Origin of the sequence: Gorillibacterium timonense (assembly GCF_001457415.1) — a bacterium.
Lineage (GTDB): Bacteria > Bacillota > Bacilli > Paenibacillales > NBRC-103111 > Gorillibacterium > Gorillibacterium timonense.
On record NZ_LN881722.1, the window covers coordinates 195,040 to 207,389 of the forward strand.

A 12,350-nucleotide genomic window follows, 5' to 3' on the forward strand; every position below is an offset into this window, starting at 1 on the left:
CCTAGTTCACCTTCATAAGAAACCTCACCTTCGCGGGCTCATATGCCTGTCATATAAAGTGCGACTCGTGTGAAAAGACCGGACCTTCCGCCGCTAACTGGCGTGAGGGTCCGGTCTATTTTCATTGAAGATCAGGCTGGATGCCAGATCACTCCATCAAGCCCGCCTGGATCAGCAGGTGATGCAGGGCATAGGCGGCGAATTCGCGGGTGGCGGCGGTGTTCGGTCGGAAGAAGGAGCCTCCCGGAAGCGTGAAGCCATCGATCACGCCCGCTTCTGCCAGCAAATTGACGCTATCTTTGGCATAAGCGGAGATCTTCGCGTCGTCCGCGAAGGGCACGATCGGGTTGGAGCGATCCTGCTTCCATTCCCCGCCGGTCAGCTTGAAGGCCCGATCCAGAATGACCGCGAGCTCCTCGCGGGTGACCTTGTCGTTCGGTGCAAATTTGCCGCCGCCGATGCCCTTGATGAGACCAGCGTTGTTCGCGGCTGTAACCTCGGCTGCGAACCAATCGGAGGATTTCACATCGGTGAAGACTTGCGCATCCGTCGCTTCTGTCGTCAAGCCGAGCGCACGGACGAGCAGAGCGGTGAATTCCGCCCGGGTCAAGTTGGCCTTGGGCGAGAAAGTCGTTGCCGTCGCCCCGTCGACGATCCATTTGTTAGCGAGCGCCTGAATGTCGGCTGCGGCATACGAGGAATCAATATCGGTGAAGGCTGGCTTTCGCGCTACTGCCGCGTAAACGGAGAAGCCTGGCCGGCTGACCGTTACGAGGGTGGTGCCGTCAGTTTGCTTCTTGAAGCTGGATGCGATAGGGGCGACGAAGCCATCTTGATCAACCAGTACGCCTGCTGTATTCGGATCAATACTGCCAGGTACGGTGAAGGAGCGTTTGATGAATTGCGGGCTCTTCACGACAAGCGGTTGCTTGCCCCCTGCTGTCAGCCATTTCGCATCATAGGATATCGGCGTGCCGATAAGGGTTCCCGAGGCGGCGGATATTTTGCTGTCAAGGGCTTTGCTTTTTTCTGCCGGTTGCAGGGTGAGCACAAAGCTCTTGGCATCGGCTGGCGCTTTGGCGAGCAATTCGGTGGGCAGGGCAATAGCGGAGCCGCTGGACCCGAATACGATTGTGCTCTTCGCCGGAAAGGAAGCCAACTGCTTCGCCTGCTCGGGCGTAAGCGACAACGAGGCGTTCTTTCGGGTTATCGCGTTATCCGCGATCACGAGAACAGCAGGAGCAGACCCGATGGATGAAAGGGCTGTTTTGAACGCATCATCCGAAAGAGTGACCTTGGCATCCAGATCCGAAAGAGCCACGATCGGCGCAAGGACGATGGGCTTCCTTTCGGGGTTTATTACGGCTTGGGCGGCGTTGCTGTATGCAGGCAAGGCAGGGATCGAAGGAAGATTTCCGCCTGTCCCCGTATTGTCGCTTTCCGGCGAGTTGTCCACGCGAAAGGAAGTGGTGGCGGCGAATGCGATCGCTTTTCCCGTGCTGTCTACAGCCACTCCACCCGCCGCGGTCAGCTGAGCAGCCTGGATATAGATTTTGTACGTGCCGTCATCTAGGCGGCCGATAACCGGCTGGCCGTTTGACCCGATCACGGGAAGCCCTGCTGGAGTCACGCTGATATACTGCCCCGTTATCTTTTTCAGAGAATAAGTTCCTGGCTCAAAAAGCGGTCTCTGCGTAGGCATTCGGGGTATGTCGAGCAGACCGATGGGTTGATTGTTCAGGTTCAGCACATAGATCTGGTAGAGGTTCACCTTATCCGTCGCAAGCCGGAACGTAAGGTCGGTCGAGCTTTGAGCCGAGCGCTTCGGGTAGATGATCTTGTTGGTCAGCGCCAGCTCTTGAATCCCGATGTTCTCATAAGCGGGAGCCTCTTCGCCGGCATAGACGACGAAGGGCAGGCGAAGCACCGGTTGATCCGGATCGGACGAAGTGAGAACAACGGTTCCTTCATAGCGAGTATTCAGCGGAGTGTCGGCACCGACGGTTAATTGGAGTTCGAACGATTGAACTCCTTGGGGTGCCAGATCGATCGCACTCTGCGACAGGGTCGCTTTTACGCTGTCGCTGCGAAGCTGCTCGTCCCATTCGATGCGGCTTGCATACGAGAGAGCTTTGTTTGCTTTATTGGCGAGTGTCAGGGTTTTGGAGAGGGCATCGCTTCCCGGACGCACCACGCCAAAGCTCGCAGAGGAATTCAAATTGGTGATGAGCTTGGCCTGAAAGCTTTTGTCGAGAAGGGTGATCGGTTCTACTGCTTGCAGAAGAGCCGACGTTTCGATGGCTTCCTTCACATCGACGCGGCCAGAACCTTGGCCTTGATGCTCTTCCCCGATATCGACAGCGGTATTGGAGAGAGCCGCTCGGATATCTGCCGGAGTATAGTTCGGATGAGCTTGCTTGATGAGAAGTGCCAGCCCCGTGACATGGGCGGACGCGATGCTGGTGCCGCTGAGTCGATCGTATGCGGCGGAATACGGATAACCGGGCTTGCCGAACTCATTGGCGGGAGTGGTGGACATAATGTTCTGACCCGGGGCAACGACATCCGGCTTGATGCTGAGCTGGCTGTCCGCGTTCGGTCCCCGCGAGCTGAAGCTGGAGAGCTGATCCTTCGATCTCGGGATCTCGGTGAACGCCGGGTTGAAGGTGACCTGCAGGCGAGTGTCCGGATTTTCCTTCAGTGAACGAGCGAGCGCGCGTCCCTCGGCTCCTGTCATTTCGAACGTGGGCACAAATTGCGGGCTGTCTCCAAGGAAGACATCGATATAGCCGTCTCTGCCCGGAATCTGAGGACTCAGATCAACGACTCCGCCTACGGAATAGGAATTGTTGTTGAAGTAGATAGCTGCTAGGGCATGATGCTTTCGGGCAATCTTGATTTTCACGTCATAGGAGAGGTCTCCTCGGGAAATGAGAACCACCTTACCCGCGACATCGGACGGATAATCCCGGTCGCGACCGAGCCCGACGTAGACAAGCTCCAGCGGCTTGGTACCGAGAATATCTGCGAAGGCTGCTTTACCGGTTTCGTAAGCCATCGTTTGGAAAGCGCCGTAGGTGCTGTACGTAGCGGTAACGACGGAGGGGTCTTCCTTCAGCACTGCTTCCGGCGTCAAGCTGCCCTTGTACAAGGAGGTCTCGGCCGTTACCGAACCGACGGCAATGGCGAGCTGCGCTACAGCAAGTGATCCGAGGGTATGGAGGCCCGGACCGGTGTTGCCGCTGGCGGTGACAACCGTGATGCCGGAGAGGACCGCGTTGTTGATGGCGATCGCCTCGGGGGAATTTACATCCTGTTCCGTCTCCGACCCGAGCGAAAGATTGAGGACATCCACGCCATCCTTGATGGCATGCTCAATGCCGTCGATGATCTGGGCGGACGTGCCGGTGAAAGCCGTCGGGTCAACCGGATTTCGAGAGAGGACCTTGTAGACGTACAGCTCGGCATCGGGAGCAACACCCTTATGCCGGATTTCACCGGTATCGTTAGCGGCTTGTCCGACGATGATCCCGGCGATATGCGTGCCGTGAGAGGAAGCCTGAAGTCCATAAGCAGGAATTGGAGGTTCTTCATTCGGGTCGGAGTCTCCGTTGACGGAGTCATAACCGCCTCGATAGGCGGGGGCGATGTCCGGATGCTGGCGATCCACCCCGGAGTCCACGATGCCTACTTTTAACCCTTTTCCCGTATAGGTGTTGGCCCAAGCCCAATCGGCGCGAATCTGTTTGAGCGGGGCTTCGTCCAGGTAAGTCGTTGACTCCTCTGGCGTAGGCGCGGAATCAGGAAGCGCAGACCAAACGGAATTCTCGTGAATGGAGGCGACGCCTGGAATGGAGGCGAGCTCGGGAATCTTATTCGCGGGAATCGAGATTTCGAAGCCGTTCAATACCGTGTTGTACGTGTAGTGGACGTTCAGGTCGAGCCCTTCGGCCTGTGCTTGCTGCAGCACATCCGCTTGTTCCTGGTCAACGGCTGCCTCTGCGGCCTCCGCTGCCTCTGCCGACAGCGCAGTAAAGCTCTGCTTCTCCGATGCTCGTACCGCTGCGGCGGGAGCTTCGCTTAGCTGAACGATGACGCGCACCGTTTCCGGCGACTCGATGTCAATTCCCGGTGAAATGACCGGAGCTGAAGAAGATGCCAGATTTTGTAGAGCGCTTTCTACTATAAGCGGATAAATGGTCTGGTTAGTAGAGCTTGCTGCTGAGGCGATTCCAGGCATACCGCTTGCGGTGATACCAAAAGCTAAGGCAAGAAGAGAAAGCTTGCGCAACCCTGTCTTCAAATGAGTCCCCTCCAACAAAAATGATAGAAGATTAGCCTCCTAATAGGAAGAAGCTTGCAGCGATAACGAGAGCCGCCTGCTTGTCCCTTTAGGAAAATATGCCAAAAGATTACAACAATAATGATTCTATCATATTCATTTTGGAGAAATCCGCAGAATCCTGTCGATAGGCTGGAGAATCGTGAGAAGGATGTAAAAGGGTAAAAAAACCCCCTTTTCCGATGACTCGGAAAAGGGGGAACGTCAGGAATCATTCAATCATCTTACGGTTTTATCAACCAGGTATTAATGATTAGTCGATAAGCCCGGTCTTGACCAGTAGCCCGTGGAGAGCAGCAGCTGCGAAGTCGCGGGTAGCAGCAGTGTTCGGCCGGTAGTAAGAGCCTCCTGGGAGTGTGAAGCCGCTGATGACGCCTGCATCGGACAGGGCCTTGACGCTATCCTTGGCATAAGCCGATACTTTGGCATCGTCTGCGTAAGGAACGATCGGGTTGAGGCCACTCGGCTTCAGTTCGATGCCGGTCAGCTTGAGCGCCCGGTCGAGAATAACAGCGAGATCTTCGCGGGTAACCTGGGCGTTAGGTGCGAACTTGCCGCTTCCGATTCCCTTGATCAATCCTGCTTCACTTGCGGCTGCAACATCAGAGGCGAACCAGTCGGAGTCCTTCACGTCAGTGAAGTTAGCCGTATCGGTTGCTTTCAGACCGAGTGCGCGAACCAGCAGAGCAGTGAATTCCGCACGAGTCAGGTTCGCCTTCGGTGAGAAGGTGGTAGCCGTGGTCCCATCGATGATCCACTTGTTAGCAAGGGCTTGAATATCCGAAGCTACTGTGGAAGAAGCGATATCCGTGAAGGCTACAGTGCGGGTTGCTGCGGCATAGACCGAGAAGCCCGGACGGCTGACCGTCACGAGGGTAGTGCCATCGGTTTGTTTCTTGAAGACGGAGGAAACCGGAGTCACGACTCCATCTTCTTCAAAGAGAACGCCAGCCGTATTGGGCTCGATGCTGCCCGGTACGGTGAAGGAGCGTTTGATGAAGACATTGTTCGGCGTTGCTACAGCTTTGCTGCCGGATGCAGTCACCCAGTTGGCTTCAAAGGAAACCGGAGTTCCTGCGATCGTACCAGCGCCCAGCTTGGCGGTGAAGGATGCTTTGGCATCTTCGGCCGGTTTCACCGTAAGCTCTAGCTTGGCTCCAGCCGGTGCATTCGCCAGAAGCGAGGTCGGCAGAGCGACAGCGGAACCGCCGGCAGTGAAGACAACCGTGCTCTTCGCTGGGAGTCCGGCAAGCAGCTTGACTTGCTCGGCCGTCAGAGAAAGCTTGGCATTGGCAGCGCTGTCCGTGATGAGGATTGCGGCTGCGGAAGTTCCAGCAGACGTAACGGCTGCTTTCAGCGCGTCATAGGTAACGGTAACGACGGCTGCGCCATCTTTGGTCTCAGAAGTCGCAGACACGACTTCTTGTTTCAGACCTTGATCGACAACGGCTGCGGCAGCACCGCTAGCGGAAGGTGCTGCAGGTACGTATGCTCCGCCACCAGTGTATACGGTGGAGTTGTCGACGCGGAAGGAGGTGATGCCATAGTATTCAACTAAAGGCGCATCGTCCTTATCGACATATTGATTCATGTCTTCATCGACTAGGGTAGCATACACATACAAAGAGTAGACACCGTCAACGAGATGTTTCTTAACCTCTTTACCATCTACAAAGTCGATGTATGAGCCGTTAATTCCTTCTTTCCCGTAATTGCCTGCAGGAATATACTCTTCATCACTTCCGGTATAGATCTGTCCGAGCGATCCCAAGATGTTCCCGTCCAAATCAGCAATCAGATATTGAATGAGGTTAACATATTCGGCATCTGCAGTGAAACGGAAGGACAGATCTGTGCTATTTTGAGCTGAACGATTTGGATAAATCAAAGTGTTCGTAAGCTTAACTTGGTCAATGGGATTATCTGCGAATTCCGGCTGACCATCCCCAACATGGACCACAAACGGAAGGTGTAAGGTGGGTTGATTAATAGCTGTTAAAGTCACTGTTCCTTCATACCAACCAGAAGGAGTGTGTGCACCAGCAGAAAGTTGAAGCTCGAAATCCTGGGTTTGTTTTGCCCCTACTGTTACGGTGGTAGTAGAAAGAGTAGCATTTACTTCTTTATCAGGAACAAGCCAATCGATCGAGGCTTGATAGGTCAGATCTTCATTCGATGTATTCTTGACCTGTAATGTCTTCGAATGATTAGTTCCAGGACTTACGATACCAAAACTTGCAGAAGGATTATAGTTAATGACGTCTTTGAATTGGTGAGAAGTATCCAGAATTTGAATAGGCTCGACAGCCGTAAGCAGGGCGGGGGTTAGGATTGCATTTTTTACATTTGCTCTACCTGATCCACCTTGATAATAATCTTCTTGATCGATGATAGGGTCAGCTGTATTAGCTAGGGCGGCCCGAACATCGAAAGGAGTATACAAAGGATGTGCTTGCTTGATCAGCAGAGCCAAGCCAGCAACATGGGGCGTAGCCATACTCGTCCCACTCTTGCGACCGTAAGCGTTATTGTAGGAGCCATCAAACGAGGGTAAAGTAGACAAAATGCTAACACCAGGTGCGCTAACATCAGGTTTAATGCTTAACGAAGAATCAAAGTTAGGTCCATAAGAAGTAAAGCTGGCCAACTTATCACCATTCGGAGTTGCTACAAACGGTTCAAACGTGAAAGTGACTTGCTTATTTTGTTGAACCATTTGGCGGGCTATAGCACGGCCATAACTACCTGGTACTTCGAGGATTAAAGGATAATCGCTGTTCTCACCATACAGATTCCCGATTGTACCATCCCTACCGGGGATGAACGCTGATAAATCAGCATCTGTACTAGTGGCATTAGCATTGCCATTAAAGAGAATAATGGCCTTTGCACCTCTATCTTTTGCGTTTTGAAACTTATCAACAAAGTTATTAAGTCCTCTAGAAATCAAAACGACTTTCCCCGCTACGTTTTCTTTAAAGTCTTCGGCACGCCCCAGACCTGCATAAACGGGAGTCAGTGTTTGTCCGGCAAAAAGTTCATCAAAAGCTTCTTTATCCTGACTCGGGAGCCATGAAATCACGTTAAAGTTACCGTAAGTGCTGTATGCTGCAGTAGTGACAGAGTCATCTTCGATGGTAGGAATGAATTTTCCGCTGTAAGCAAAAGATGTAGCGGTTACAGCTCCGACCGAAATCCCTAATTGAGTTGATGCAGGAGATCCCATGGTTTGGAGACCCGGCCCTGCATTCCCGTTAGCAACTACAACTGTGACTCCCATCAGAGTTGCATTGTTCAAAGCGATAACTTCGGGGGAGTTTACATTTTTTTCGGAGTCCGAGCCTAGAGAGAGGTTAAGAACATCCATATGATCTTTTACAGCACGCTCGATCCCATCTAAAACTTGAGCGGTTGATCCAGTTGCACTAGTAGGCCGCTCTGGATCTTTACCAAGAACCTTGTAAACATGAAGCTCTGCACCATATGCGATGCCTTTTTGAGAGATTGCATTTGATTTGTTATTAAATTGACCAATGATTGTACCGGATACGTGTGTGCCATGACTAGTTCCTGCAAACCCTATAGAAGGATCGGGAAGATCTTCAAAGGGATCGTCATCACCATTGAAGGAGTCATACCCTCCTGCATAAGCAGGTTTGATGTCGGGGTGATTATAGTCAACCCCGCTATCAATGACACCGATCTTCAGTCCCGCACCGGTGTATCCCTCGGCCCAAGCCCAATCTGCGCTGACTTGCTTGATCGGTGCATTATCATATGCTGCAGTCGTCACAGTCGGATCTGTTTCATCTGGTTCGACATACCAAGTGCTGTTCTCATTAATGGCGACAACACCCGGAATCTTGGCGAGCTCCGGCAATTTGTTGGCCGGAACGGTCACTTCGAAACCGTTCAACACGGTATCGTATTGATAGTTGACATCGAGGTCAATGCCCTTGGAGGCGGCTTGCTTCAGGACACTCGTTTGCTGGCTGACGACCTTGGCTTCCGTTGCTTCTCCAGCCAAGGATTTCAATCCTTGCTTGGCGGCGTATTGCCCAACAGCAGCCGGTTGACCGCTTAACTGAACGACGACGCGGATCTTGTCCGAGGAAGTGGTGTTAATCTTAGAAGAGATGACCGGTTTTACGGATGCTGCGGCTTCAGATAGGGCTTTAGCTGATAGAAGCGGTGATTTCGCAGCGGATACTCCGGAAGCAGCCGAAGCAAATCCGGGAATGCCGCTTACGGTGACCCCGAGAGCCAAAGTCAGAAGTGATAGTTTCTTTAACCCTTTCTCCAAATAAATTCCCCTCCATCACGAATTTTTATGTAGTACTCTTTTGATCCTCCCCCTGAAGAGCTGGATGTCCTTCCAACACCCTGCCTACAATTTCCAAGAAGAGTGGAAAGAATAAGAAGATTCTACCACCATGTTTACTTAAAATCTATAATCTATGTGAATATTTTTAACATTTGGTTAGGTATAAAAAGTCGTTATTGGCTTGAAAAACAGAAAAAATAGAAGGTGAATGATAGAATATATGTATATAGGTAATAAGTTACTGTTATCCATGTGAGATAACGTGACAGATTAAACGTATTACTTCCTATATATGTATGAAAAATGGAAGAAAGAAGTTTGAGGAGCCATTCTTGTAATTCCATAAACGACAGTAACAGGAATATAGATTGATTGGATTTTTGATAATTAATTGTATTCAATAACTGTTGGTTGAATTGGGATGGAGGAATAGAAGTAGCTAGACGAGCTGATCGGGAAGCGATTAACGGGATAAATCCTCATGTTCACATGATGAATTACGGGTTTGCTGTGAAATGGTTGAATGATTTGATGGCGGCAGGGAGTCTAGCGCGAAAAAAGAGGAACTGACGGGAGCAAAAAAAACGGAGGGTGGATTAGCCCGCTATTTATCCCTGTTCGGACTGCAGCTTGCGTTTACAGTCGGGAACGAGGGAGTGGAATACAGCGGGTGGTCGTTTACCGGATTGAACGGAATGCAGAAAGCACAGCAGCCTTCCGCCCTAGCATCACTTGGCCCCTATCGGTAAAATCCGGTGAATAAGGAAAGCTACCAAAGAAGATTGATAGGGAAGAAACCTTTTCTCGTCGGGGCTCGTCCATATAGCGTACCTCATTTTTCTCCAAGGAGACGATTGTGATGACCCGATTTTATAAAACCATGACCTGCTCGCTGGCACTTGCCGGGATTCTCGGCCTTACGGCCTGTGCTTCAGGAGGGGAGGAAGCGGCAAGTCCTTCAGCCAGCACTCCGGCATCCACTGCAACCGCAAGCGCGCCTGCAACTTCTGCTCCAACGGCAACCGTTCCCGCTGCTTCGGATTCGGCTTCTCCCGCGCCTGCGACGAATAGCCCTGCTCCAACAGCAGCGGCCTCTTCTTCACCAGCAGCCGCTGCTGCCAATAAGACCGAACAGCTTAAGGAACTGATGAAGCTTGCCAAGGAAGGCAAGGTGCCTGGTATCAAGTATGTCGCTCACAAGAGCATGATTGAGGACTTGAAGTTGGATTGGGGAAAAGCCGACAAAGAAGATCCCCTCGGAAGTTCCGGCTTCTACTCCACGTATAGCAAGAAATATGCTGTCATCGGCTGGAATAAGGGAAGCTTGATCTATGACGTGCGTTCGAGTGCTCCCGAGCTGCAAAAGCTGACGCTAAAGGACATCGAAGGCGTCCTTGGCAAGCCGACCGACACCAAGGTCAACGGAGACGACACCATCTACATCTACAAAGCCAATGATCAATATCAATTGAAATTCATCATTTCGAAATCCACCAGCAAGGTAGACCACATCTCGGTGTATTCTCCCCAGGATGCGATCAACAATATGGCGGGATAACCGAACGATCTTATAATGGATACAGGATTAAACTCGAGCTCTTCATCCATATAGTACTTCGTCACGGGAAGCTTTCGACTTCCCGTGATTTTTTTGGCATTTGACATTTGATTGGGGTAGAACTAAAATGGTTACAACGGGGAGGGGGTAAGAGGATGAAGCAGATCAGCAGTAGATTCTCGATTGCGGTTCATATCTTGTCCTTGGTTGCAGTGACTCCCGACCCCTGTACAGGGGATTATCTCGCGGGCAGCGTCAATACGAATCCAGTGATCATTCGGAGAATTACCGGCATGCTCAAGAAAGCTGGACTGATCGATGTCCGTCCGGGCGTTGGTGGGGCAACCCTGCGTGTATCTCCCGATGACATCACTCTGCTTATGGTTTTCAAGGCGGTTCAGGCCGCTTCTGAAGGAGAGCTGTTCCATTTCCATGACAACCCGAACCCGGATTGCCCGATCGGTGGGAATATCGAAGCTCTGCTGCGGGCGGAAATGCGCGCGGCTCAGGAAGCCTTCGAGGCGAGACTTGCTTCTGTTACGCTCCGGAAGCTTTTGGAGGGCTTTAAGCCTCATCTCGGTGCGGAGCTTAGAGTGCCCTGAACTGTGTTCAAGCGACGATCATGTTCCCGGAAGGATAATCGTGAGAAAGCAGCCGAAAAAGAAGCATAATGGAACATGGTATACTTGGGGAACAAGCGGGATAAGCTATAGTGTCTCGTAAAGTTCTGGATGCACATGAAGATGCAATCGCTTAATAATGAGCATTCAAAAGGGTTGTTAATCGCCGATCACGTTGGGATACAGCACAAGAAAAAGCCATACAGTAAGAGGCAACGCGGAAGGCTAACATTGGCGTAACCAGTACTGCTTTAGTGCGGCGGCGATCAAGCCGTTCATTAAAATTGGAAGCTCGCTCTTCGGAGCTTATTTTTATCCTTTAGTTGTAACCAATATGGTTATAACATAGCAACCCAAGGACAGGACATCCCATGGTTATTCATTACCCATTTCAAACGGAGGTGCAGGAAAATGACAAAGTATTTGGTAACGGGAGCAACGGGATTGTTAGGAGACAAGGCAGTGAAGGCTCTTTTGAAGCGGGTACCGGCAGAGCAGGTGGCAATCAGTGTAAGGGACCCGCGCAAAGCGGATGAATTCGCAAAGCTGGGTGTGGACGTTCGACAAGGCGATTATGATGATGCAGCTTCACTTGATCGGGCTTTTGCAGGCATTGAGCGGTTGTTGCTCATTTCGTCACAAGGGGATAACGACACCCGCATTAAGCAGCACAAAACGGCCGTAGATGCCGCAAAGCGCGCAGGAGTGAAGTTCATCGCCTATACGAGCGCTCCCAATGCGACCCACAGCAAGCTTTTCTTGGCTGAGGTGCACAAAGCAACGGAGGAAGCTATTCAAGCGACCGGCATTCCGTATTCTTTCCTGCGCAACAATTGGTATGTAGAGAACGAGACGGAATCGGTAAAAGGGGTGCTCGCCGGAGCGCCGCTCATCACCTCCGCGGGTGCCGGCCTCGCGGGCTGGACGACGCGCGGAGATTATGCCGAGGCGGCAGCGATCGTTCTGTCCGGAGAAGGACATCAGAATACGATCTATGAGCTTTCGGGCAAACTGTCGACGTATGACGATTACGCCGCAGCGATCTCCAAAGCGATCGGCAAGGAAGTATCCGTTCAGCATGTAGACGATGCGACTTATGAACGAATCATGACAGAGGCGGGCTTGCCTGCTCCGATTGTGCAGATGCTGTCGCTCATCCAGCAAGGGATTCGCAGTGGAACGTTGGCCGTCGAAGGCAAGGATCTCGCCGCTCTGCTTGATCGTCCGGTGACTTCTCTGGAGGACGCGGTGGCCGAAGTGGTCCGGGAAATTAACGCCAGCAAGTAAGTTTTTTCGGACGAGCAAGAACTTGCAGCCACAGCTTGCACCGCACAGAACGATAGTAGTGGGGGCAAGGAAATGGGTAGAGCAAGGAATGAGCTTACCGATCAAGAAGGAATTTGCATATAAATGAAGCGAGCTCGTTAGCAGCCAACCGGTTGCGGCGGGTTCGCTTTTTTATGGGAAGAATATTACGGGTTTTGAGTTTGAAATTCACGAGGGGTT

The 12,350-nt window shown here is 51.8% G+C and carries 5 protein-coding genes; 3 read left to right on the plus strand and 2 right to left on the minus strand.

Going from position 1 to position 12,350, the window contains the following annotated elements:
- Positions 1-148: 148 nt before the first annotated feature.
- Positions 149-4,303: a S8 family serine peptidase gene (locus tag BN2684_RS05475; RefSeq protein ID WP_058301167.1), complete on the minus strand. Its 4,155-nt coding sequence runs from the start codon at positions 4,301-4,303 to the stop codon at positions 149-151.
- A gap of 292 nt (positions 4,304-4,595) precedes the next feature.
- Positions 4,596-8,645, minus strand: a complete 4,050-nt coding sequence (locus BN2684_RS25235) for a S8 family serine peptidase (RefSeq protein ID WP_316245503.1) — start codon at positions 8,643-8,645, stop codon at positions 4,596-4,598.
- An 880-nt stretch (positions 8,646-9,525) separates the two neighbouring features.
- Between BN2684_RS25235 and BN2684_RS05485 the strand changes: the two genes are divergently transcribed.
- The 3 genes from BN2684_RS05485 (at position 9,526) to BN2684_RS05495 (ending at position 12,131) form a co-directional block, all read left to right on the plus strand.
- The gene (locus BN2684_RS05485; protein ID WP_058301169.1) at positions 9,526-10,224 is read left to right on the plus strand and encodes a YjgB family protein; all 699 of its coding nucleotides are present in this window, start codon (positions 9,526-9,528) and stop codon (positions 10,222-10,224) included.
- Between the two features lie 155 nt (positions 10,225-10,379).
- Entirely contained in the window at positions 10,380-10,826 is a 447-nt protein-coding gene (locus BN2684_RS05490; protein ID WP_058301170.1) for an Rrf2 family transcriptional regulator, read from the plus strand.
- 429 nt (positions 10,827-11,255) lie between these two features.
- Entirely contained in the window at positions 11,256-12,131 is an 876-nt protein-coding gene (locus tag BN2684_RS05495; protein ID WP_058301171.1) for an SDR family oxidoreductase, read from the plus strand.
- Positions 12,132-12,350 lie beyond the last annotated feature (219 nt).